This window comes from Nocardia sp. CA-129566, from assembly GCF_050956075.1.
Taxonomy (GTDB): domain Bacteria; phylum Actinomycetota; class Actinomycetes; order Mycobacteriales; family Mycobacteriaceae; genus Nocardia.
Map to the genome: position 1 here is coordinate 2,592,033 of NZ_CP192085.1, position 22,214 is coordinate 2,614,246.

Annotated in this window: 18 protein-coding genes and 2 pseudogenes; 14 read left to right on the forward strand and 6 right to left on the reverse strand. The window is 65.7% G+C overall.

The window, feature by feature from the left end; all coding sequences use genetic code 11:
- Nucleotide 1 precedes the first annotated feature (1 nt).
- From ACQP0C_RS11590 to ACQP0C_RS11610, 5 genes and pseudogenes are all read left to right on the forward strand, one after another.
- Nucleotides 2-1,540 (forward strand): PstS family phosphate ABC transporter substrate-binding protein, encoded by a 1,539-nt coding sequence (locus ACQP0C_RS11590; RefSeq protein WP_433732938.1) that lies wholly within the window; start codon nucleotides 2-4, stop codon nucleotides 1,538-1,540.
- Between the two features lie 65 nt (nucleotides 1,541-1,605).
- The gene (locus ACQP0C_RS11595; RefSeq protein WP_433732939.1) at nucleotides 1,606-2,046 is read left to right on the forward strand and encodes a carboxymuconolactone decarboxylase family protein; all 441 of its coding nucleotides are present in this window, start codon (nucleotides 1,606-1,608) and stop codon (nucleotides 2,044-2,046) included.
- A gap of 62 nt (nucleotides 2,047-2,108) precedes the next feature.
- Nucleotides 2,109-2,550, forward strand: a pseudogene (locus ACQP0C_RS11600) (DNA-binding protein); the annotation flags it as partial.
- Between the two features lie 414 nt (nucleotides 2,551-2,964).
- Entirely contained in the window at nucleotides 2,965-4,068 is a 1,104-nt protein-coding gene (locus ACQP0C_RS11605) for a glycosyltransferase family 4 protein (RefSeq protein WP_433734512.1), read from the forward strand.
- The gene (locus ACQP0C_RS11610) at nucleotides 4,065-6,206 is read left to right on the forward strand and encodes an amylo-alpha-1,6-glucosidase (protein WP_433732940.1); all 2,142 of its coding nucleotides are present in this window, start codon (nucleotides 4,065-4,067) and stop codon (nucleotides 6,204-6,206) included. The genes ACQP0C_RS11605 and ACQP0C_RS11610 overlap by 4 nt, the downstream gene beginning before the upstream one ends.
- A gap of 349 nt (nucleotides 6,207-6,555) precedes the next feature.
- Here the strand turns inward: ACQP0C_RS11610 and ACQP0C_RS11615 are convergent, their stop codons facing one another.
- The 4 genes from ACQP0C_RS11615 to ACQP0C_RS11630 are packed head-to-tail and all read right to left on the reverse strand — an operon-like array spanning nucleotide 6,556 to nucleotide 11,348.
- Nucleotides 6,556-7,443, reverse strand: coding sequence for a potassium-transporting ATPase subunit C (locus ACQP0C_RS11615; protein ID WP_433732941.1), 888 nt, complete (start codon nucleotides 7,441-7,443; stop codon nucleotides 6,556-6,558).
- Between the two features lies 1 nt (nucleotide 7,444).
- Nucleotides 7,445-9,589 carry a potassium-transporting ATPase subunit KdpB gene (gene kdpB, locus ACQP0C_RS11620; RefSeq protein WP_433732942.1) on the reverse strand — a complete coding sequence of 715 codons (2,145 nt, stop codon included), beginning with the start codon at nucleotides 9,587-9,589 and terminating at the stop codon, nucleotides 7,445-7,447.
- 1 nt (nucleotide 9,590) lies between these two features.
- Nucleotides 9,591-11,261: a potassium-transporting ATPase subunit KdpA gene (gene kdpA, locus ACQP0C_RS11625; protein ID WP_433732943.1), complete on the reverse strand. Its 1,671-nt coding sequence runs from the start codon at nucleotides 11,259-11,261 to the stop codon at nucleotides 9,591-9,593.
- Nucleotides 11,262-11,348 carry a potassium-transporting ATPase subunit F gene (locus tag ACQP0C_RS11630; RefSeq protein WP_355177861.1) on the reverse strand — a complete coding sequence of 29 codons (87 nt, stop codon included), beginning with the start codon at nucleotides 11,346-11,348 and terminating at the stop codon, nucleotides 11,262-11,264.
- 378 nt (nucleotides 11,349-11,726) lie between these two features.
- On the opposite strand from ACQP0C_RS11630, the gene ACQP0C_RS11635 reads away from it, so the two are divergent.
- The 9 genes and pseudogenes from ACQP0C_RS11635 to ACQP0C_RS11675 form a co-directional block, all read left to right on the forward strand.
- Nucleotides 11,727-11,897, forward strand: a complete 171-nt coding sequence (locus tag ACQP0C_RS11635) for a hypothetical protein (protein WP_433732944.1) — start codon at nucleotides 11,727-11,729, stop codon at nucleotides 11,895-11,897.
- Nucleotides 11,894-14,395, forward strand: coding sequence for an ATP-binding protein (locus ACQP0C_RS11640; RefSeq protein WP_433732945.1), 2,502 nt, complete (start codon nucleotides 11,894-11,896; stop codon nucleotides 14,393-14,395). The genes ACQP0C_RS11635 and ACQP0C_RS11640 overlap by 4 nt, the downstream gene beginning before the upstream one ends.
- A 53-nt stretch (nucleotides 14,396-14,448) precedes the next feature.
- Nucleotides 14,449-15,156 carry a response regulator gene (locus ACQP0C_RS11645; RefSeq protein ID WP_433732946.1) on the forward strand — a complete coding sequence of 236 codons (708 nt, stop codon included), beginning with the start codon at nucleotides 14,449-14,451 and terminating at the stop codon, nucleotides 15,154-15,156.
- Nucleotides 15,157-15,428: 272 nt separating this feature from the next.
- The gene (locus ACQP0C_RS11650) at nucleotides 15,429-15,896 is read left to right on the forward strand and encodes an OsmC family protein (protein WP_433732947.1); all 468 of its coding nucleotides are present in this window, start codon (nucleotides 15,429-15,431) and stop codon (nucleotides 15,894-15,896) included.
- Complete coding sequence (locus ACQP0C_RS11655; protein ID WP_433683661.1) at nucleotides 15,896-16,186, forward strand: acylphosphatase; 291 nt, start codon at nucleotides 15,896-15,898, stop codon at nucleotides 16,184-16,186. The genes ACQP0C_RS11650 and ACQP0C_RS11655 overlap by 1 nt, the downstream gene beginning before the upstream one ends.
- Before the next feature lie 31 nt (nucleotides 16,187-16,217).
- Nucleotides 16,218-17,054: a hypothetical protein gene (locus tag ACQP0C_RS11660; RefSeq protein ID WP_433732948.1), complete on the forward strand. Its 837-nt coding sequence runs from the start codon at nucleotides 16,218-16,220 to the stop codon at nucleotides 17,052-17,054.
- A complete protein-coding gene (locus ACQP0C_RS11665; RefSeq protein ID WP_433732949.1) occupies nucleotides 17,054-18,217 on the forward strand; it encodes a glutathionylspermidine synthase family protein in 1,164 nt (387 codons plus the stop codon). Before ACQP0C_RS11660 ends, ACQP0C_RS11665 begins: the two co-directional genes overlap by 1 nt.
- A gap of 33 nt (nucleotides 18,218-18,250) precedes the next feature.
- Entirely contained in the window at nucleotides 18,251-18,700 is a 450-nt protein-coding gene (locus ACQP0C_RS11670) for a DUF350 domain-containing protein (protein ID WP_433732950.1), read from the forward strand.
- A 46-nt stretch (nucleotides 18,701-18,746) separates the two neighbouring features.
- Nucleotides 18,747-19,154, forward strand: a pseudogene (locus ACQP0C_RS11675) (SDR family oxidoreductase); the annotation flags it as partial.
- Between the two features lie 5 nt (nucleotides 19,155-19,159).
- Here the strand turns inward: ACQP0C_RS11675 and ACQP0C_RS11680 are convergent.
- Both ACQP0C_RS11680 and ACQP0C_RS11685 read right to left on the reverse strand, forming a co-directional pair.
- Nucleotides 19,160-21,199, reverse strand: coding sequence for a hypothetical protein (locus ACQP0C_RS11680; protein ID WP_433732951.1), 2,040 nt, complete (start codon nucleotides 21,197-21,199; stop codon nucleotides 19,160-19,162).
- A gap of 37 nt (nucleotides 21,200-21,236) precedes the next feature.
- On the reverse strand, nucleotides 21,237-22,178 hold the full coding sequence (locus tag ACQP0C_RS11685) for an alpha/beta hydrolase (protein ID WP_433732952.1): 942 nt from the start codon (nucleotides 22,176-22,178) through the stop codon (nucleotides 21,237-21,239).
- Between the last annotated feature and the right edge of the window lie 36 nt (nucleotides 22,179-22,214).

The window sequence follows — 22,214 nt, forward strand, 5'->3', positions numbered from 1 at the left end:
GGTGGCTGCACTGGTGGGCGGATTTCCGATCGAAATCGTGCTTGCGCTCATCGGTATCGTGGTGCCGATCATCGCCTTCCTCTGGGAGTTCGTCTTCGTCGGGCGCAAGGAACTCGGCTATCGCGTGCAGATGGATACGCCGGTCACCGGTGAGATCGAATCGGTCTTCCCGGGGGTACTGCCCCAGTTGCGTCCGGAACACGATGGGGTGAGTCCGCCGCTGAAGGATCTGTCGGTGGTGCTGGTCCGCATCGAAAACAGTGGTGCGACACCGGTCGACACGCACGACTACCAGGCGCCCGAGGCGGGCCGGGTCGGCTTGCATCTGAACTTTCCGCAGCGCCGGGTCATCGGTATGGCGGTGACCGAGCTCAGCCATCCGGGGCTGGCCGATTCGCTGGACCGCGATTCGGGCATCGCGGTCCGCGAGGATACGGTCGGGCATATCGGTGCCATTGATCTGCCGAGAGTGCCGCTGAATCGTGCCGATCACTACAAGATCCTGGCGATTCTGCAGCGCTCGGAGGGTGCGGGGGAGTATCCGGCGCCGGTGCTGCGCGGTGGCATCAAGGGTGGGCGGATCATCGAAACCCAGAGTCGCACCGGTATTTCGCGAGTGATGGTGGCACTCGTCGCCTTTCTGGTCGCGGTGATCGTTGTCCAGTTGGTCGTATCCGCGGTGGAGCCCGATCCGACGCCATTGGATTGCGCCGCTGGCAAACTCACGCTGGTCGGCTCCTCGGCCTTCGAACCCGTCATTCGGGATGCGGCGGCTCAGTATGGGAAGCGCTGCACCGGAGCGGAATTCGCCTTCGGATTCGAGGGCACCGAACGCGGCCTGGACCGGCTCGCCGAGGAGGGTAAGGACGATCCCGATCTGCTGGCGATCAGCGACGGGCCGAAGGGTGATGGCTATCAACCGCTGCTGGACCGTGCGCTCGCGCTGTCGCTGTTCACCGTGATCGTGCACAAGGACGTCGGCATCACCGGTCTGACCGTGGCGCAGATCCAGGATCTGTACGAGGGCCGGATCGCCAACTGGCGCGAACTCGGCGGTCCTGACCTGCCCGTCGTGCTGGTCAATCGGATACCGGGATCGGGCACCCGAAATACGTTGGAGCGCAGGATACTCGGTGGCCCACAGCCCGATCGCCCGCATGTGAGCTGCGTCGCGATCAAGGATTCGGTGCCCCCGACGGCCAAATATTGCGATGTGCAGGTCACCAAGGATATGCAGAAGGCGGTCAGCGACATTCCGGGCGCCATCGGCTACAGCGAGTTCTCCGAGGCGGTGAAATCCGGTGCCAAGACCCTGGCCATCGGCGGCGTAACCGCCGACCGCGACGCCGCGGTCAATCGCACCTACCCGTTCTGGGGCGTCGAATACGCCTACAGCTATGGCGAACTCCCCGGCGATTCGCTCGGCGCGAGCTTCCTGCACTTCCTGACCGATCTCACAGGTAAGGATGTGCTACGCGAGCACGGCAATGAGCCGTGCGGTGAGCTGCCGGATCGCGGTCGCTGTCTGCCGACCTCGTGACGTTGTCACATATTCGGCGACCATCTCGTCTAGCTCTGGTAAGCGATATCGAGAGAGGACGACCTATGTCACGCATGCAACTCGCCGAGGTGGCACCGGAGATCTATCAGGCCTGGTTCGCCGCCGAACAAGCCATCCGCCGCGGACCGCTGGACCCGGTCGTGCGGGAACTGGTCAAAATTCGCGTCTCTCAGATCAACGGCTGTCTGTTCTGTATCGATATGCACACCACCGACGCGCGGATGGTGGGGGAGACCGAACAGCGGATCTATTACCTCAATGCCTGGCGCGAGTCGGTGAAATTCACCGAGGCCGAACGGGCCGCGCTCGCCTATGCCGAGGCGGTCACGAAGCTGGGCGAGCACGGGGTCGGTGATGAGATCTGGGCCGAGGTCGAGAAGAACTTCGATGAGGGCGCGCGGGCCGGTCTGGTCGCGGTCACGGCGATGATCAACCTGTGGAACCGGATCGGCGTGCCGCTGCGCATGCAGCCGGCAGCCGTCTGACTGGCGGACGCGAATCTCGAAGTGCCCGTGCGCTTTCTGCCCATCGAACCCATGCGCGCACGCCAACTCGGCGCGAAGTCCAGTTCGCGCGCGCCACCGGGCCGGACACCATCACGGCGATCACCGTCAACGTCGATGACGCCGATACTCGTCAGCTGCACCAGGATTGGGAACGCCACGACGTCGCCATACCGCTCGAGGTGATCGAATCGCCCTATCGCGAAATCACCCGTCCGGTAATCGATTACATCAAGCGGATGCGCAAATCCCAGCCGGGCGACGTGATCAGCATCTACACCCCGAGTACGTGGTCGGCGCTGGTGGGAGACCCTGCTGCACAACCAGAGCTCACTGCGGTTGAAGGCCCGCCTGCTCTTCGAGCCGGGTGTGATGGTGACGGGTGTGCCCTGGCAGCTTCGTTCCTCGGCCGCTCGGGCCGTGCCGCGTGCCGAGCACAGCCCCGGCGAGGTCCGGCGCGGCATCGCGGATACGGTCGCACACTGACCTGATGCCCTCCGGCCGCATTACCATTTCGATATATGTCGAGACCGTGCAAGGCCCCTTGATTTCGAGGGCGGTCAGCGCGGTCTGAAATCTCACTATGTAAGATTTCGTACCAACTGCGTGGTTTGAAGGGGTCGCGATGAGGTACGTCTTGGTGCGGCCCCCCTGTTCACGCCGATCGGCGTGACCAGGCCAACCGAGCCCTGAAGGACGGCGGTGCAGGCTTTGTCTCCACCTCCGCCGCGGCGGCCAGCTTGTTCGGCGCCCAGCGCACCGAGTCGCTGGGTGGATGTGCACAAGGTTGTCCCTGGAAGGATGGTCATGAGCGCAGGCTTATCCGCGCCGCTTGCGGCGCCCATTGCCTCTTCGGATCTGCTGTCCACTGAGCACGTCGGTGAACGATTCCGCATAGCCATGGTTGTTCCGCCCTACTTCGACGTACCGCCGAAGGCCTACGGGGGCGTCGAGGCGGTTGTCGCCGATTTGGTCGATGCACTGGTTGCCCGCGGCCACGACGTGACTTTGTTCGGAGCCGGTGAGCCCGGCACCAAGGCTAAGTTCATCCCGGTCTGGGATCGCGCATTGCCCGAACGGCTCGGCGAGCCGTTTCCCGAAGTCGTCCACGCATTGAAGGTGCGAAGGGCGATCGAGCAGATAGCGAGCACCTCCGGGGTGGATCTGGTACACGACCACACCTTTGCCGGACCACTGAACGCCCCGGCGTATATGGATCTCGGCCTGCCGACGGTGGTGACCGTGCACGGTCCGGTCGACGAGGGCGATTCCCGCCGGTACTACCGCGAATTGGGCAGGGAAGTGTCGCTGGTGGCCATCAGCGACCGACAGCGCGAACTGGCTCCGGATCTGAACTGGGTCGGTCGCGTACACAACGCCCTGCATGTCGATCAGTGGCCGTTCCAAGTGGAGAAGGGCGACTACGCACTGTTCCTCGGGCGCTTCACCGAGACCAAGGGCCCGCATCTGGCGTTGCAAGCCGCGCACGAAGCCGGCATTCCGCTGGTGCTCGCTGGCAAGTGCAGTGAACCGCCCGAGCAGGCGTATTTCGAGAAAGAGGTGCGCCCGCTGCTGACCGAACGAGATCATTTGTTCGGCATGGCCGACGCGACGGCCAAGCGCAAACTGCTCGCGAACGCGCGCTGCCTGTTGTTCCCCATCAGGTGGGAGGAACCGTTCGGCATGGTGATGATCGAGGCGATGGTCTGCGGCACGCCGGTGGTCGCGTTGCGCGGTGGCGCGGTCGAGGAAGTGGTCATCGACGGTGTCACGGGCCGGATCTGCGATGATCCCGCCGAATTGCCCGCCGCGATAGAGGAAGTGCGCGATGTGGATCCGGCCGTGTGCCGCGCGCATGTCGAGGCGAACTTCGGCGCGGGTCCGCTGGGCCGCGGCTATGAGCAGGTCTATCACCAGCTCTTGCGTTCGCGGCGACAGGCTCGTGCGGCACGATTGCTCGGCGAGACGATGCCGGTCCGGATTCCCGCGAGCGAACGAGTATGACCGCAGAAGTCGGCAGTACGCCGAATCCCGCGCCGCTGAATGCCGGTGAGCCATCGGGATTCGGCGGCTGCGGGGGGTCGGTGACCTTGGTCGAGGGCGGCACCTTCTGTCTGTCGAATCGGCTCGGCGATGTCGAACCGGGGCGACCGCACGGGCTGTTCTTCCGGGACACCCGCGTCATCTCCCGTTGGGAGTTGCTGGTGGACGGCATACCCGCCGAATCGCTGTCTGTGATCAGCCCGGAGGCGTTCGCCGCCAGATTCGTCCTGCGCCGACCACCGCATGCGGGAATGGCCGACAGCACACTGCTCGTGGTGCGCGAACGTCTCGTCGCCGACGGCATGCACGAGGTACTGAGTCTGCAGAATATGGGCAGGGAGGCCACCGCGGTCGCCTTGGAACTGCATGTCGACGCCGATTTCGTCGACCTGTTCGCGGTCAAGGAAGGCCGCGCCGCGCACGGTCGGGCCGAGGTCACGGTGGCCGAAGGGGAATTGCTGCTGCACGACCGCGCCGATCGGACCCGCGGGCTGTCGGTCTCGGCGACCGTCGAGCCGGTATTCCTGCCCGGCACGCTGGTCTGGCGGGTTGTTGTGCTGCCCGGCGAAACCTGGCAGACCGAGATCGTGGCCCAGCCGACGGTCGGCAATCAGCGGGTGCAGGCGCCACTGGCGCCGGGAGAGCACCATGGGCTCAGTGCGCCGAGTCGGAAGCTGGCGGCCTGGCGGCATACCGCGACGAAGATCACCGCGGCGGATCCGGTGCTCACTCGAGTGTTGCGGCGTTCGGAAAGTGACCTGGGCGCCTTGCAGATTCATGACGAAACCGGCGAGAGTCGTCCGTTCGTCGCGGCGGGTGCGCCGTGGTTCATGACCCTGTTCGGCCGGGACAGTCTGCTCACCGCGTGGATGGCGCTGCCGTTGGAAGCCGATCTCGCGCTGGGCACGCTGCAGCAGCTGGCCGAATTGCAAGGGCAGTGCGTCGATCCGCTCACCGAGGAGGAGCCGGGGCGGATCATGCACGAGATGCGTCGCGGCCCGGCCAGCGGGCATGTGCTCGGGGGCAGTACGTACTACGGAACCGCCGACGCCACCCCACTTTTCGTGATGCTGCTGGCGGAATGTCATCGGTGGGGCACGGATCCGGAGGTGATCAAGGCACTGCTGCCCGCCGCCGACGCCGCGGTGCAGTGGATCACCGAATTCGGTGACCGCGACGGCGACGGCTTCATCGAATACCGTCGCGCCACCGACCGCGGCCTGTTCAATCAGGGCTGGAAGGATAGCTTCGACGGAATCAACGATGCCGCGGGACATCTCGCGGAGGCGCCGATCGCGCTGTGTGAGGTGCAGGGGTATGCGTATGCCGCGCTGCAGGCCCGCGCTGAGTTGGCCGCCGCGTTCGACGATCTGAGTGCCGCGACTCGGTTGCGCGAGCGCGCCGCCGAACTGCGCGGCAAATTCGCCGAACAGTTCTGGCTGCCGGGCCGGGGGTGGTATGCGGTCGCACTGGACGGTCGCAAACAGCACGTCGATGCCCTGACCAGCAATGCGGCGCAGTGTCTCTGGACCGGCATCGCCACTGACGAGCATGCCGCCGAACTCATCGAGCGGCTCGCGGGGCCGGAGATGGACACCGGATTCGGGCTGCGCACGCTCGCGTCATCGATGGGTGCCTACAACCCGATGAGCTATCACTGCGGTTCGGTCTGGCCGCATGACACCGCGATCGCCGTTGCGGGTCTACTGCGCTACCGGCACATACCGGGCGCGGTCGAGCTCGCGACCCGGCTCGCGTGCGGATTACTCGATGCGGCGGCGTCTTTCGGCGGTCGGCTACCCGAGCTTTTCTGCGGATTTCCGCGCGACCAGTTCGCGGTTCCGGTCCCGTATCCGACCTCATGCTCGCCACAGGCCTGGGCGAGTGCGGCACCGCTGCTCCTGGTCCGCGCCTTCTTCGGTCTGGATCCCGACGTACCCGCGCGGACGCTCACCGTACATCCGCAGCTGCCATCGACGTGGGGCAGGATTGCGCTGAGCGATCTGAAGTTGGATTCGGTGACCGTCGATCTGGTCGCGGAGGGTGATCAGATCACTGCCGCGCGCGTGCCCGATGACTGGCAGTTGATCACCCGGTGAGGATCAATCGCGCGGGATCGGGTATGCCTGCAATGTAATTGGCATGCTTGTCCACTGATACTCGCAGCCTGGAGGTGCACGATGCAGACATCACTGGATATCAGGGATCTGTGGATCACACAGCACCGTGATTGCAGCGCGGAGCCCATCATGGATCTCGATCTCGACCGGGCGCGGTTCATCTGCAGTACCCACGCGGGGCACGGCCCGCAATGCCGTCAGTATCTCGCCGCCGCGGCGTTTTGTTTCGGTTGCGTCGAGGAGAACTGACCGGAATACGGGAAGCGCCCATTCCCGCGGTGATCCAATGGATTCCGTTCGGGAATGGTCGCTCGTGCCGGGGTCGGACCTACCCGCGCAACGGGTAGCGACGGTCCAGGTCGAGGTTCAGCTCGACCACGTTGACGCGCGGTTCACCGAGGAAGCCGAGGGTGCGGCCGTCGGTATGGGCGTCGAGGATTTCGCGCACCTGATCCTCGGAGATATTGCGCGCCTTGGCGACTCGCGCCACCTGGATGGCCGCGTACTCCGGGGAGATATGCGGGTCCAGACCGCTGCCGCTCGCGGTGACCGCATCGGTGGGCACCGGGGTGTCGGTCGATGCGTTGCCGTAGATCGGGATGATCCGGCCGACGGAGTAGTCCTCGCCTGGTTTGGCGCAGTCGACCTTGACACCTTTGTAGGTGTCGAGGAACGGCGTCGCCGGGCACGCCTCGTTGACGCTGACGACCTGCACCGGATGCGATACCTCGCCGTCGGTATCGCGCGCGCCGATCACCGAGAGCACCGCGCCCACACCGTCTTCGGTGCAGAACGGACGGCTACCGTCGACCCCCTCACGGTCGCCGATCGCCTTGCTGCGCGCGCATACGGTGGACAGCAGGCTCAACTTCACCTTCGCCGGATCTGTGTCCAGGGTGTCCACGACACTCTCCGGGCCGAGGTTGGAAGCAGCGGTGGACAGCGGGTCGTAGCCGTCACCGGCCGCGGACGGGCGGCTCTGGAAGTATTGCGCCAGTGCGTTGCCGTCCTTATCGGTGAACGACTGCCCGATCAGGCTGGAGCCGACGATCTTGCCGTCGACCTCGATCAGCGATCCGTCGGCCTTATGGTGCAGGCCCGGAATCTGAGCGACCGCGAAAACCGCCAGCGGGTAGACGATTCCGGTGATCGCGGTGAGCACCAGCAGCGCACGCAATGCGGCCAGGTGCTGCCGGATCCAAGTTGACATACGCATATCAGGACATCCCGGGGAGGAGTTGGACAACGAGGTCGATCAGCTTGATGCCGATGAACGGCGCGACGATGCCGCCGAGGCCGTAGATCGTCAGATTGCGGGTCAACAGTTTCGACGCGTTGGTCGGCGTGTAGTTCACCCCGCGCAGCGCCAAGGGGATCAACGCGATGATGACCAGGGCGTTGAAGATGACCGCCGATAGGATCGCCGACTGCGGGCTCGAAAGACGCATGACATTGAGCAGGTCGAGGCCGGGGAACAGCGCCACGAACAATGCGGGAATGATCGCGAAGTACTTGGCGATGTCATTGGCGATCGAGAAGGTGGTCAGCGCACCGCGGGTGATGAGCAGCTGCTTGCCGATCTCCACGATCTCGATGAGTTTGGTCGGATCCGAATCCAGATCGACCATATTTCCGGCCTCTTTGGCCGCCGAGGTGCCGGTGTTCATCGCGACGCCGACATCGGCCTGGGCCAGTGCCGGAGCGTCATTGGTGCCGTCACCGGTCATGGCGACCAGCCGTCCACCGTCCTGCTCCTTCTTGATCAGCGCCAGCTTGTCCTCCGGAGTGGCTTCGGCGAGGAAGTCGTCGACACCGGCCTCGTCGGCGATCGCCTTGGCGGTCAACGGGTTGTCGCCGGTGATCATGACGGTGCGGATGCCCATTCTGCGCATCTCGTCGAAGCGTTCGCGCATGCCCTGCTTCACAACGTCTTTCAGGTGGATGACGCCGAGCAGCCGGGCTTTGCCGTCGTTGACCTCACCGACGACCAGCGGGGTGCCGCCGGAGGCCGAGATGCCGTCGACGATCACGCCGATATGGTTGGGTACGTTCCCGCCTTGTGCGCGAACCCATTCCGTCACGGCGCTCGCCGCTCCCTTGCGCAGCTGGTGTCCGTCCTGCAGGTTCACGCCCGACATACGGGTCTGGGCGGTGAATTCCACCCAGGTCGCACCGGTCAACTCGCCCGGTGTGCGCTCGCGCTTGTTGAACGCCTGCTTCGCGTACACGACGATCGAACGCCCCTCCGGGGTCTCGTCGGCCAGGCTGGAAAGCTGTGCGGCATCGGCTAATTCGTCATCGGGGACGCCGGGCATCGGCACGAATTCCGAGGCTTGGCGGTTGCCGAGGGTGATGGTGCCGGTCTTGTCCAGCAGCAGGGTGTTCACGTCACCGGCGGCCTCTACCGCGCGGCCGGACATGGCCAGCACGTTGCGCTGCACCAGTCGGTCCATACCGGCGATGCCGATGGCCGACAGTAGCGCGCCGATGGTGGTCGGGATCAGACACACCAGCAGCGAAACCATGACGACTCCGGTGACGCCGTGCACATCCAGTGCCGAAGTATCGGGCACCCCTGGGTTGTTCGACTTCGAGAAGATCGCCAATGGCTGCAGTGTGGCGACCGCGAAGACGAAGATGATGGTCAGCGCGGCGAGCAGGATGTTCAGCGCGATCTCGTTGGGTGTCTTCTGCCGCGATGCACCCTCGACCAGGGCGATCATCTTGTCGATGAAGCTCGCGCCCGGCTCCTGGGTGATCTTGACGATGATCCGGTCGGACAGCACCGTGGTGCCGCCGGTGACCGCCGAGCGGTCGCCGCCGGATTCCCGGATGACCGGTGCGGATTCGCCGGTGATGGCCGATTCGTCCACCGAGGCAATGCCGTCCACGACATCGCCGTCACCCGGAATGACCTGGCCCGCCTCGACGATGACATAGTCGCCGCGTTGCAGCGCCGGAGCCCCGACGCTCTCCTCGACGATCCGCGCGCCGGGCGACCAGTTGACCAGCCGCCGAGCCATGGTGTCGGTCTTGGCTTTACGCAGGGTATCGGCCTGCGCCTTACCCCGTCCCTCGGCGACCGCCTCGGCCAGATTGGCGAATATGACGGTGAGCCAGAGCCATACGACGATCGCCCAGGCGAAGAACGTCGGCTTGGTCAGCGCGAGCACGGTCGACCAGACCGCGCCGATCTCGACGATGAGCATCACCGGATTGCGCCACATGACGCGCGGATCGAGCTTTTTCACCGCGTCGGGAATGGATGTCAGCAGCATTTTCGGGTCGAGCACGCCCCGCTGGACGCCACGTTTGCTCTTGGGGACCGATGCGGTGTTCGGTTCGGTTGTCGTAGTGGACATTTCAGTGGATTCCTTCGGCGAGCGGCCCGAGTGCGAGTGCGGGCAGGAAGGTCAGCGCGACCAGGATCACGGTGACGCCGACGACCATGCCGACGAACTGGGGCCGGTGCGTCGGCAGCGTGCCGATCGATTCAGGGGTCTGACCCTGCTGGGCGAGCGAACCGGCCAGGGCCAGTACGAAAATGATCGGCAGGAAACGGCCGAAGACCATGGCCAGGCCGAGTGCGGTGTTGTACCACTCGGTATTTCCGGTCAGGCCCGCGAAGGCCGAGCCGTTGTTATTGGCCGCGGAGGTGAAGGCGTAGAGCACTTCCGAGAGACCGTGCGGTCCGGAATTGAGCATTCCGGCGCGCTGTCCGGGCATGGCCATCGAGGCCGCGGTACCGACCAGCACGATGAGCGGGCTGATCAGGAAATACGAAGCGGCGAGCTTGATTTCGCGCGGGGTGATCTTCTTGCCGAGGTATTCCGGGGTGCGGCCGACCATGAGACCGGCGACGAAAACGGTGATCACCGCGAGGATGAGCATGCCGTACAGACCCGAACCGGTACCACCGGGGGCGACCTCACCCAGCTGCATGTTGAACATCGTCATCATGCCGCCGAGGCTGGTGTAGGAGTCGTGGAAGGAGTCCACGGCACCGGTCGAGGTCAAGGTCGTCGCGGTGGCGAAGGTCGCGGAATCCGCCACGCCGAAACGGGTTTCGACGCCCTCCAGGGATGCGCCGATCGCTGTCGGGACGGTGCCGTGGTGCTGCAGCTGGAAGAAGTTCTGCAGGGTCACGCTGATCAGCGCGATGGTGCCCATCACCGCCACGATCGCGTAGCCCTGCTTCTTGCTGCCGACCATTCGGCCGAAGGTGCGCGGTAGCGAGAAGCTGATCACCAGTAGCAGGAATATCTCTACCCAGTTGGTCCAGGTCGTCGGGTTCTCGAACGGGTGGGCGGAGTTCGCGTTGTAGAAGCCGCCGCCGTTGGTGCCGAGTTCCTTGATGACCTCCTGGCTGGCCACCGGGCCGCCGGTAATCGTTTGCTCGGTGCCGTTGAGTGTCTGCGCGATCTGGTCGTGCAGGTGAAAGTTCTGGATCGCGCCACCAGCGATGAGCACGATCGCGAAAATGAAGGCGATCGGCAGCAGGATGCGGATGGTACCCCGCACCAAGTCCACCCAGAAGTTGCCGAGGTCGCCGGTGTGCCTGCGGGCGAAGCCACGCACCAGCGCCACCGCCACCGCCATACCGACGGCCGCGGAAACGAAGTTCTGCACCGCGAGTCCGGCCATCTGGACCAGATGGCCCTGGGTCGACTCACCGGAGTAGTTCTGCCAGTTCGTATTCGTCACGAAGCTGATCGCGGTATTCCAGGCCAGCGCCGGCGTCATCTCGGTGCCGGGATCGTGCAGATGCAGCGGGAGCTTGCCCTGGATCAGCTGGAAGAAGAACAGGAACAGCACGCTGACCGCGGAGAACGCCAGCACACTGCGGGCGTATACACCCCAGGTCTGTTCGACCTCGGGCTGCACGCCGATGGCCTTGTAGATGACCCGCTCGGCGCGCGAGTGCTTCTTTGCGCTGTAGACCCGGAACATGTAGTCGCCGAGCGGCACATGAACCAGGGCGAGCGCGATGATCAGGGCCGCCAGGAAGGCGATCCCCGCTGTGGTCGTGTTCACCTAGAACCTCTCGGGAAAAAGCAGAGCCGCCACCATGTAGATCGCGACGAGGACGGCCAGAATCAAACCGATCAGGTTCGCGATCACAGCTTCTCCACCCCCCGCTGGACCAGACCCAGCAGCGCGAAGATCGCCACGGTGAGCACCGTGAACACCACGACAAACATTTACACAACCTCCATTGGCGCTCCATGCGCGGAGCGCGACAGGGTGAGTCAAGCGGTCATTCGAGCTGATGCCGAGTGTGTTTACGGGTCCTTAGCGGACCATTGGAGAGCATTGACGGTTCATTTACGCGAACCGTCCGGCCACGGTTGAAAGGATGCCGTCAAGGTCGGCCGACAAGCCGTCAACACACCGTAAAGATCGAGATGGGCGGCCTATACGAGGGTAGAAAGTCAAGGTCCGGCCATGCGGAGTCATCCAGCGCGACCGGGTTCGATGTCGGTTGGTGAAAGGGTTGTCATGTCGGCTGTCGCGGTCGCGGTGATCATCGGATTTGTGTTGTGCGCGCTGGCCATCCGCGCGCTATCGACGGTGGTGCAGGCGCGCGACGCGCGGGCGTGGCAATCCGTCGCGACAGATCCAGTACGGATCGCCGGCGACACGCCGTGGCGCGCGATGATAAAAGAGTGAAACGCGGCCAACTGCGCATCTACCTCGGTGCGGCCCCGGGAGTCGGCAAGACCTACGCGATGTTGGGCGAGGCCCATCGCCGACTCGAACGTGGCCGCGACGTGGTAGCTGGGGTAGTGGAGACACACGGTCGGGCCAAGACCGCCGAGCTCGTGGAAGGTATCGAGCGGATTCCGCCGCGCATGGTGGCCTACCGCGGCACCACGCTGCCCGAACTCGATGTGGAGGCGGTGCTGCGGCGCCAGCCCACGGTGGTGCTGGTCGACGAGCTCGCCCATACCAATGCGCCCGGCAGCAAACACGAGAAGCGCTGGCAGGACGTCGAGGATTTGCTGGCCGCGGGGATCGATGTGATCTCGACGGTCAATGTGCAGCATCTGGAGAGCCTCAACGACGTCGTCGAGCAGATCACCGGCATTCAGCAGAAGGAGACGGTGCCCGACGCCGTGGTGCGCAGCGCCGACCAGGTCGAACTGGTCGACATCACACCGGAGGCGTTGCGGCGCAGGCTGTCCCACGGCAATGTGTACGCCGCGGACAGGGTCGACGCGGCACTGCGCAACTACTTCCGACCCGGCAACCTCACCGCGCTGCGCGAGTTGGCGCTGCTGTGGCTGGCCGACCAGGTCGACGCTGCGCTGGCGAAATACCGTGCCGATCACAAGATCACGGATCTGTGGGAAGCACGCGAACGCGTCGTCGTCGCGGTGACCGGCGGTCCGGAGTCGGAGACCGTGGTGCGCCGGGCCAGCCGGATCGCGACCAAATCCAGTGCGGAGCTGATGCTGCTGCATGTGGTGCGCGGCGATGGACTGGCGGGCGTGTCGGCGGAGCGGCTGGCCCGATTGCGGGAACTGGCCGCCAGCCTGGACGCTTCGCTGCATACGGTTACCGGCGATGATGTGCCGAATACGCTGCTGGAGTTCGCCCGCGAGGTGAACGCGACGCAGTTGGTGCTCGGCACGTCCCGGCGCTCGCGCTGGGCACGCACGCTCGACGAGGGCATCGGCTCCGCCGTGGTGCAGGCCTCCGGCAAGATCGACGTGCACATGGTCACGCACGAAGAAGCCCACCGTGGCATGCGCCGCTACTCGCTGATGCCGCGGCAGCCGATCCGCGCCTGGCTGGCGGCGGTTCTCGTGCCGGTGCTGGTTTCGGTCATCTGTTCCGTGGTCGACGGTTATCTCCAGCTCGGCGGTCTCAGCGCGCTGTTCTTCATCGGCGTTGTCGCGGTTGCGCTGCTGGGCGGTGTTGTCCCCGCCGCACTGTCGGCGTTGCTGTCGGGCATGCTGTTGAACTGGTTCTTCGTCGAACCGCGCTACAGCCTCACCATTGCCGAACCGGACAGTTTCGTCACGGTGGTGGTGTTGCTGATCGTCGCGGTGGCGGTCGCGGCGCTGGTGGATGTGGCAGCCAAACAGACCCGCCAGGCGCGCCGGGCCTCCCACCAGGCCGAGTTGCTGACGCTGTTCGCCGGTGCCGTGCTGCACGGAGCGGATCTACCCAATCTGCTGGAACAGGTCCGCGAGACCTATGGCCTGCGCGCGGTCAGCATGCAGTGCGGCGATGAGGTGATCGCCGCGGTCGGTACCAGTCCGCCGCAGCGTGCGTCCGAGGCCGAGACCGCCATCCAGGCGGGCGATGCGACGAGTTGGCTGCTGCTGGCGGGACGTCCGCTGGCCGCGACCGACCGGCCGGTGCTCAACGCGGTCGCCAACCAGGCGGCCGGACTGGTCCGGCAGTCCCGGCTCGCCGAGGAGGCCAGCGCCGCCGCGGCATTGCTCGAGGCCGACCGGTTGCGCCGGGCGCTGTTGTCCGCGGTGAGCCACGACCTGCGCACCCCGCTGGCCGGGGCCAAGGCCGCGGTGTCCAGCCTGCGCAGCGACGACATCGAGTTTTCACCCGAGGACACCGTCGAATTGCTGGAAACTATCGAGGAATCGGTAGACCAGTTGACCGCGCTCGTCGGCAACCTGCTCGATTCGTCGCGGCTGGCGGTCGGTGTCGTACAGCCGCAGTTCCGCCGGGTGTATATGGACGAGGTGGTGCACCAGGCCCTGGTGAGCGTCGGGATGGGCGCGCGCGGGCTGCGGCGCGCGGCCATGGACCGGGTGAAGGTCGAGGTCGGCGAGGTCTCGGTGCGGGCAGACAGCGGTCTGCTCGAGCGCGTGCTCGCCAATCTGATCGATAACGCGCTGCGGCATTCGACGCGCGACACACCCGTGCGGGTGACCGCGGAACGCGACGGCGACCGTGTGTCGATCGCCGTGATCGATGTCGGACCCGGTGTGCCGCCGGGGGCCGAGGAGCAATTGTTCGAGCCGTTCCAGCGGCTCGGCGATCGCGACAACACCACCGGTGTCGGGCTCGGCCTGTCGGTGGTGCGCGGATTCGTCGAGGCGATGGGCGGGACTGTGCACGCCGAACCGACACCGGGCGGAGGATTGACCATGATCGTGGACCTGCCTGCCGACGAAACCGAAGTGAGCGGCCGATGATGATCACAACCGATGTGGAAGCACCGTCCCCCCGGACCACACAGGAAGTCGTGATGACCGACAAGAAGCAGGATGCACCGTCGACCAAGGTGCTGGTGGTCGATGACGAACCGCAGATCGTGCGCGCCCTGCGCATCAACCTGTCGGTGCGCGGCTATGAGGTGATCACTGCGGGAACCGGCGCCGCCGCACTGCGCGCGGCCGCCGATAAGCATCCTGATGTGATCATCTTGGACCTCGGCCTGCCGGATATGGACGGCATCGAGGTTTTGGCCGGACTGCGCGGCTGGTCCGCGGCGCCGGTGATCGTGCTCTCGGCGCGGACCGATTCGACCGACAAGGTGGAGGCGTTGGACGCGGGCGCGGACGATTACGTCACCAAACCGTTCGGTATGGATGAACTGCTGGCGCGGCTGCGGGCCGCGGTCCGGCGCGGGGCCACCGATACCGACGCCGCCGATCCGGTGGTGGTGACCTCCTCGTTCACCGTCGACCTCGCCGCGAAGAAAGTCACCAGGAACGGTCAGCCGGTGCATCTGACCCCGACCGAGTGGGGGATGCTCGAGATGCTGGTCCGCAATCGGGGCAAGCTGGTCGGGCGGCGTGAGCTGCTGCGTGAGGTATGGGGGCCGTCGTATGCCACCGAAACCCACTATCTGCGGGTATATCTCGCGCAGTTGCGGCGCAAGCTCGAGGTCGATCCGTCGAATCCGAAGCATCTGCTGACCGAGGCGGGCATGGGGTACCGCTTCCAGGAGTGAACCGGGCACTGGTTCGGTTGCGGCGAAGGTTCGCGCGGTGCGCACGGACGCACGGGTGCGCACCGGTTGGTGGGGGAGTAAATAATTGCCCGGCCGAAGCGTGCTTGCACACCGAGTTGCGCGCGCCGTCCAGTGCCTTGTGCGGGATATCCGGTCGACGGCTGCTGTCTCCGACGTCACCGTGCGGGGCGGGCCGTCCGTGGAATGGTCTCCGGGGTGCGTGGCGTTCCCGGGGGTGAGCTGTTCCGTACCGAGATGGCAGGATCGAAACCATGGCTGACCAGACCACCGCATCCGCGACCCCGACCACCGCGCCCGCCGCGGCCGAGCCGACCGAGCTGTGGGTCGAGCGCACCGGGACCAGGGCCTACACCGGCCGCAGCTCGCGCGGTGCCGAGGTATTGATCGCATCGCAGGGCGTTGCGGGCGCGTTCACCCCGGGTGAGCTGCTGAAGATCGCCCTGGCGGGCTGCTCCGGACTGAGCGCGGACTTCCCGCTCTCGCGCAAGCTGGGTGACAGCTTCGACGCGATCATCCGCGTTTCCGGCGACGCCGACCGCGAGAACGAGGTGTACCCGCAGCTCGACGAGGTGTTCGAACTCGACCTCAGCGAGCTGGACGAGCAGGCGCGCGAGCGGTTGCTGGTCACTGTCCAGCGCGCCATCGACAAGGTCTGCACCGTCGGCCGGACGCTGAAGGCGGGTGCCAAGGTGACATTGACCTTCGATATCGAGGCGTGATGGCGCAGCCGCACCCGGAACAGGTCCGGCTGAGCGCGTGGGTGCACGGCTACGTGCAGGGCGTCGGCTTCCGCTGGTGGACTCGTTCGCGGGCGCTGGCGCTCGGTGTGGTCGGACACGCCACCAATTCGCGCGACGGCCGGGTGCACGTGGTGGCCGAGGGGCCACGACCCGCATGCGAAATGTTGCTGGATCTCTTGCGTTCGGGTGATACACCTGGTCGGGTTGACCTGGTTGTGGAAAGCTGGGAACCCGCGCGGGGCGATTTGTCCGGATTCGAGGAGCGTTAGTGGTAGGTGCGACGACCCAGGGACGTGATCGTTGAGTACAGGGGGTCCGGGTACGGGAGACGATACGGAGCCCTCCGGTGCGCCCGATTCGGCGTCGGGCGCTGATGCCGCCGGATCGCGGTCGGCCGCGCCGGAATCCGCGCCGGGAGTAGTTCCTTCGGCACCGGCCGCTGGTGCATCGCCATCCGGACCGGGATCAGCGCCGGGTCCGGGCGAGTCCGCCGCAGCTCCTGGCTCCGCAGGCGACGAATCCGCAACGCCCCCACCGGTTCCGCCGGGCACCGAGCCCCGACGGTTCGCAACACCGCCGCGCGCGGGCAGCATCCAGCGCCAAGAGCCCGGCGTAACCCAGCCTCGTCCGCCGACGGTGGCCGAGGCGCGGGCACGGGACAAGGCCCGCAAGCGGGCCGAGGAGGCGCAGCAGGCCGCCGCGGCCGCCGCCGAGCACAAGAAGCGCACCCGCAAGCGCGTGCTCATCGGCGGTGTCGCCATTGTCGGTGTCGCGGGGTTGGTCGGCGGCGGCTACCTCGCCTATAAGGCGCTGACCAAGCCCGACGAGGTGACCGCGTACTGCACCGTGATCGATCAGAACGGTCAGGAGATCGTCGAACCCGACGACCAGTGCGAGACGGCCTCGAATGCCGTCGGGTCCGGGGCGGGCGGTGCGCACATGCTCAGCAACGGGATCTTCATCTACAACGGCAGCCAATACCGCTACTACTACGGCGGCTATAACACCGTCGGCAAACCACCGACGGGCGGAACCACGGTGCAGCCCAAGGGCGCTCAGATCACGACCAAGAGCGGCAGCACCGTTACCCGCGGCGGCCTCGGCACCAGTAGCAAGAGCGGCGGCGGTGGTTCGTAATGCGGCGCGTACACGGTACCCCGCGACCAGGGTGGCAGCAGATCATCGAAGGGCAGGGGCTGGTCTACGGCGCGCCGGGCCGGGATGCGAGCGGTCTGCCCCGGCCGTACTGGGACGAATCGGTGCACTACGAATTCGAGATGTCGGAGATCCTCGCACTGGAGGCCGACGTCGAATTGCTGCATTCGATGTGCCTGAACGCCGTCGAGCATGTCGTGCTGACCGAGCGGTACAAGGATTTCGGTCTGCCCGAATGGAGTTGGGGACCGATCGCCGAATCGTGGCGGCGCAGTGATCCGCACGTCTACGGGCGTTTCGATCTGAGATACGACGCGCGCCGCCCGGCCAAACTATTGGAATACAACGCCGATACGCCGACATCACTGCTCGAGGCAGCAATTGTGCAGTGGCACTGGCTGACCGCGCTCTATCCCGACGGCGATCAGTGGAATTCATTGCACGAGAAGCTGGTCGAGCGCTGGACCGAGCTGCGCGACATCCTGCCCTCGTCGCAACTGCACTTCACCTGGTCCGGTGCGGACGCCACCGGCGAGGACAATGTCACCACCGCGTATATGCAGGAGACCGCCGCCGAGGCCGGATTCGACACCATCGCGCTGCCGATCGAGGAGGTCGGATTCGATAGTGAGCTGGAGCGTTTCGTCGATCTGGCCGAAGGCTCGATCGATGCGATCTTCAAGCTCTATCCGTGGGAGTGGGTGCTCGACGACGATTTCGGCAAGCGGGTGGTCGCGAGTCTGCCGCAGACCATGTGGGTCGAGCCGCTGTGGAAGACATTGCTCAGTAATAAGGCGATCCTGGCGGTGCTGTGGGAGCTCTACCCCGGACATCCGAATCTGCTGCCCGCCTACCTCGATCAGCCCAATGAGCTCACCGAATACATCCGCAAGCCGAAGCTCGGGCGCGAGGGCGCGAATATGACCATTGTCGGCGCGGGCCTGGAGACCGCGACGGGCGGGGTCTATGGCGAAGAGGGTTTCGTCTACCAATTGCTGGACCCGCTACCGGAATTCGACGATATGCGGCCCGTTCTGGGCGCCTGGATCGTCGGTGACAATGCGGCCGGACTCGGCATCCGCGAGACCGCGGGATTGATCACCGACGACGGCTCCGCCTTTGTCCCGCACCGCATTACGCAATAAGCCAGCACGCGACCTCACCTCGGAAGGATCACGATGACCGCAGTTGCCCTCGAATCGGGTTACTGGAACTCGCTCGGCACCGGCGTTGGAGCCATCATCCTCTACGCCATTGTCGGCTTGGCCCTTATGCTCGTCGGCTTCTACGCCATCGATCTGACCACACCCGGCAAGCTGCGCGCGCTGGTCGCCGCGGGTAAGCCCAATGCCATTATCGTCACCGCCGCGGGCATGGTCAGCATGGCCCTCATCGTGGTGCTCGCGACATATGCCTCCGCGGGCAAGCTCTCCGAGGGGCTCATTGCCGCCAGCATCTACGGGTTGGTCGGCATTATCGCGCAGGTGATCTCGGTCCGGGTCATCGAGCGGGCACTCGGCATCGATATCGGCGCGGCGTTGGCCGCCGATGCCTACACCACCGAAGTGCTCGTGGTAGCGGCGGCGCATTTCGCGCTCGGTCTGGTCGTCGCCTTCGCCATTCTGTAGTTGGGTTCGCCCGGAATGCCACTGCCGCAGCGGTAGATCGGTTCACGGTGATCCGGTGCCGTGCCGCAAGGTCGTGAATTCTCCTCGATGGCTGGCACTGGCGGCAATGCCGGACAGGCCAACTACTCCTCGGCCAAGGCCGGAATCATCGGTCTCACCAAAGCCATCGCCAAGGAATGGGGCCGCTACAACGTCACCGTCAATAGTGTCGCCTTCGGCATGATCAAAACCCGGCTCACCGAAGCCCCCGCCGGTGGCGCGACCATCGAGGTACAGCAAACAGATCAAGGTCGGCGTGAATCCGAACCTGATGGCGGCAATGGAACATATGATCCCGCTCGGTCGCGCGGGTACTCCGGTCGAAGCGGCGGGGGCGGTCTACCTCCTGTGTCTACCCGAATCGGATTACGTGAGCGCGCAGACCCTGGTCTGCGGCGGCGGTTTCAACATCTGACGTGGTCAGTTGTCGTAGGAGGCGACGCCTACGGGGCCTACGCCGACGCAGAGGTCGAGGCCCGGGGTGCGGGGGCTGATGCGCAGGGTGGAGCCGCTGCCGGTTACGCGGATGTAGGCGGTGTTCAGGCCGGTTCGGACGGGGGCGGGGACGGGGGCGCCGTGTTCGAAGGAGACGGTTATGCGGTCGTCTCGGTTGGCCAGGTAGTTGAGTTGGACGGTCCACTCGTGTTCGAGCATCGGGCCGTCGAGCGGGATGTCGGTCGGTTGGGGCCCTCGAACTCGGTAGCCGCAGTTGGGGTCCGGGCCGGGCAGGATGCTGCGGTTCCACCAGACGGCTGCTTCGACGATCGTGCCGCTGTCGGTGATCATGCGCAGGTGTGATGTCGAATCGGCGAAGGTGGTGGGGGACGCGAGCGGTGCGAGGACACGGCTGGTCAGATTCTGGGGGTATGCCGTTGGGTTCAGGACGGTCCACGGCACTTCCTGTTCGAGCAGGGGTGCGCCGTCGGAGTGGGCCAGCGCCGACTTCACGTTGGTGACATAGGTTTTGGTCGGGTTTGTGCGCCATGAGCGCACAAAGGTGGCGGTGGACCAGAGGCTGCTCACGAGAAACAGCACCGTCAGTGCGGCGGTGGCGCGTGGACTGAGCCGTAACGCGAAGGTTCGGCCACGGAAGCTGGACAACAACATACGAGTGCGGCCGCGTGGCCCGAAACGCGAGTAGTGCGTGTCGGCATCAGGGCCGGGAACCGACACGGACGCGTGGTCAGGCAAAACGGGTACGTCGTCACGCGGGCGGGCTCGCAACACGGGTACGTCGTCACGCGGGCGGGCTCGCAACATGGGTACGTTGTCACGCGGGCGGGCTCGCAACACGAGTTCGTCGTCACGCGGGCGGGCTCGCAACATCAGCGCACCCGCCGCAGTCAGGACTACCGCCATATCGGCGAAGTAGCGCAGGGATTGCAATAGCTCGCCCGCGGTATTCGGCCCACTGCGGGCCAGCGCCACCGGCAGTTGGGCGACCAGCACGTACACCGCCGCCGTCATCCACACCGGCCCGATACGGAGTCGGGCACGCATCGACAGCATCACCAGTGCCAACAAACAGACCCACGCCGACACCACCGCCCAGCCCGGCGGATCCGCCCACGGCGTCGACGGTAGCCAGCGCTCCCAGCTCCACGGCCCGCCGAACGCCGTCGGCACGATGCCCAATGATGTCGCGCGGGGTAGTAACTCGCGCAGTTCGGCCGGACTGCTGTGCAGCGCCGAAACATTCACGACCGTGAGGTATCCGGCCAGCCAACACAGGATCACCACACCCGATCCGGCCCAGAGCGCCGCACCGCGCCGCGCAACCACGCCGATCGCGGATCCGAGACCGTCGACGTGGCGGGTGAGCGCGGCAACGGCGAAGGCGGCGAACGGGACGATCGCCGCCTTCTCGAAGAACAGCAGCGCCACCGCGAGCACCACGACCCCCGACAGCGCGTACCGCCGCCGACCGCTGTCGATCAGGCGCACCGCATCGCCGATCACCCAGGCGAGCGCGAATTGCAGCGGGAGCGCATTGAGGGCGGCGGCCCACCACGCGTACGCCGGCAGCGTCAGCGGGCAGAACAGGTAGAACACCAGCGGGACCAGGATCGTCCAGCGCGCGCCGACCAGCACGATCAGCATCCGCAGCACCGCCGCCGACGCTGCGAGTTGCAGGACCAGCAGCGATAGCACCGGCCCCGCCCACGTCAGCGGCGCAATCGCGGTCACCACCCACGCCGTGGCGAAGGCCAGCGGCATGAAATGTCCGTCGTGGTTGTACAGCAGCAGATCCGTCGACCACAGCGGATAGGTCCCCGCCCGGCCGACCAGAATGAGATCGTCCCAGTAGAAGTACCCGCTATCGGCCACCCAGTAGCGAAGTGCCAACTGGAGCAGGATCAGACATCCGGCCGCGACGACAACCGGCCGAACCGTCCGGATCATTCGCGAGGTTCGCGGGGACGGGACGTCGACGCACTCCGGGAAGGCGACGGTGTCCATGGCACCCCACCGTAGCGTCGCCGGGCTGGGATCTCGATCAAACGCCGAGTGCGCGGGCCAGATGCGGCCAGGAATCGTGCAGGTCGGTCTCGAACTGGCCCCAGGTGTGCGACCCTTCGGGGCGGTTGACGTGGACGACCGGTAGTCCGAGCTCGCGGAGCCGGTCGGCGAATGCATCGGTGCACGAGCTGGCAATCGCCTCGATCGGTGGGAAGCCGAGCCCGCCCTCATCGATCCGACCTGGTGCGCCGGTGGCGGCCGACAGGTAGATCGTCTTGCCCGTCAGCGCGGCGGCATTGGTGAACGCGTCGTGCACCCGCCAGATTCCCTGACCCAGCTCACCCCACATATTGACCGGATTGGCGCCACCGCGGATCACCTGGGCACTGATCATCGCCACCCCGAGTGCGTCCGAGGTCCACGGGCAGCCGCTGTAAGCCGCCACCGCGCTGTACACATCGGGCGACTGGATGGCGAGGTCGACGGCGGATCCCGCACTCATCGACACGCCGGCGATCGCATTGCGCCCGGTGCTGCCGAGCCGGGGGTCGAGGACCGCGGGGAGTTCCCGGGAGAGGTAGGTCTGCCACCGGTTGCGGCCGACCGCCGGATCGTCGGTGAGCCAGTCGGTGTACATGCTGTAGGCCCCGCCGATCGGCATCACCACATTGACATGCTTATCCGCGAAGAACTGCCGGACATCGGTATCGTCCCACCACGAGATGCCGTCGGTGCCACCGCCGATACCGGTGAGCAGATACAACGTCGGCGCCGGACCGCCCGAGGCCCGAATCACCCTGTTGCTCACCACCCGATCCATCGCGGGCGAATAGACATCCACCCGCGATACCGATCCATCCAGCGCAGCCTCATCGACCACATGCGGCGCCGCGACGGCAGGGCCAACGGTCAGAACAGAAATCGCGAAACTGGCCACCAGCACGCTCACGAGCGAGGCCAAATATCTTGAAGCCCTCACGATTCCGTAATACCACAGCAGATCGATGCGCAAACC

Bases quoted from the DNA above. Each gene is read 5' to 3' on its own strand.
- ACQP0C_RS11595 (WP_433732939.1), top strand. From the start codon at position 1,606: ATGTCACGCATGCAACTCGCCGAGGTGGCACCGGAGATCTATCAGGCC.
- ACQP0C_RS11605 (WP_433734512.1), top strand. From the start codon at position 2,965: ATGGTTGTTCCGCCCTACTTCGACGTACCGCCGAAGGCCTACGGGGGC.
- ACQP0C_RS11610 (WP_433732940.1), top strand. From the start codon at position 4,065: ATGACCGCAGAAGTCGGCAGTACGCCGAATCCCGCGCCGCTGAATGCC.
- ACQP0C_RS11615 (WP_433732941.1), bottom strand. From the start codon at position 7,443: ATGCGTATGTCAACTTGGATCCGGCAGCACCTGGCCGCATTGCGTGCG.
- kdpB (WP_433732942.1), bottom strand. From the start codon at position 9,589: ATGTCCACTACGACAACCGAACCGAACACCGCATCGGTCCCCAAGAGC.
- ACQP0C_RS11635 (WP_433732944.1), top strand. From the start codon at position 11,727: ATGTCGGCTGTCGCGGTCGCGGTGATCATCGGATTTGTGTTGTGCGCG.
- ACQP0C_RS11645 (WP_433732946.1), top strand. From the start codon at position 14,449: ATGACCGACAAGAAGCAGGATGCACCGTCGACCAAGGTGCTGGTGGTC.
- ACQP0C_RS11650 (WP_433732947.1), top strand. From the start codon at position 15,429: ATGGCTGACCAGACCACCGCATCCGCGACCCCGACCACCGCGCCCGCC.
- ACQP0C_RS11655 (WP_433683661.1), top strand. From the start codon at position 15,896: ATGGCGCAGCCGCACCCGGAACAGGTCCGGCTGAGCGCGTGGGTGCAC.
- ACQP0C_RS11665 (WP_433732949.1), top strand. From the start codon at position 17,054: ATGCGGCGCGTACACGGTACCCCGCGACCAGGGTGGCAGCAGATCATC.
- ACQP0C_RS11670 (WP_433732950.1), top strand. From the start codon at position 18,251: ATGACCGCAGTTGCCCTCGAATCGGGTTACTGGAACTCGCTCGGCACC.
- ACQP0C_RS11680 (WP_433732951.1), bottom strand. From the start codon at position 21,199: ATGGACACCGTCGCCTTCCCGGAGTGCGTCGACGTCCCGTCCCCGCGA.